The following is a 427-nucleotide window of genomic DNA, read 5'->3' on the forward strand; positions in this document are numbered from 1 at the left end:
TTTTTAACCATAATAAAATCCCCTCCAAGTAAAAGTGTAACATCCATGTGTATTCATGGTCTTTTTACACTGTCTACCTTAAGGGGATAATATCAGGTCCCGTAAATCAATCTGTTCTTTTTTAATCATATGCATGGCTTCTACTCCAGAAAGAATGGATGTAGCTGTGTCAAAACATTTGAACCCTAGCATAGAACGGATTCGCTTCTTTATAAAACGATGATCTTGCTCTACTATGTTATTCAAGTACTTTTGTTGTCTAAGTTGCATACCATCAGGTATGCTTTTCTCTTTTTTCAACTGTTCAATTGCTATAGGATAAGCCGGGTTCTTATCGACTGTTATAACACGAGGCTGCGAAACATGAAAAGACCGCAAAGCTTTCTTGAAAAAGCGCTTTGCAGCCTTCTGGTCTCTTGTTTTGCCT

The 427-nt window shown here is 37.5% G+C and carries 1 protein-coding gene; it reads right to left on the reverse strand.

Annotation, left to right across the window (positions count from 1 at the left end):
• Nucleotides 1-78 precede the first annotated feature (78 nt).
• A partial coding sequence (locus LRP84_RS22380) for a DDE-type integrase/transposase/recombinase (RefSeq protein WP_230577083.1) occupies nucleotides 79-427 on the reverse strand: 349 nt, incomplete at its 5' end.

Source organism: Bacillus rhizoplanae (genome assembly GCF_917563915.1).
GTDB lineage: Bacteria > Bacillota > Bacilli > Bacillales > Bacillaceae_G > Bacillus_A > Bacillus_A rhizoplanae.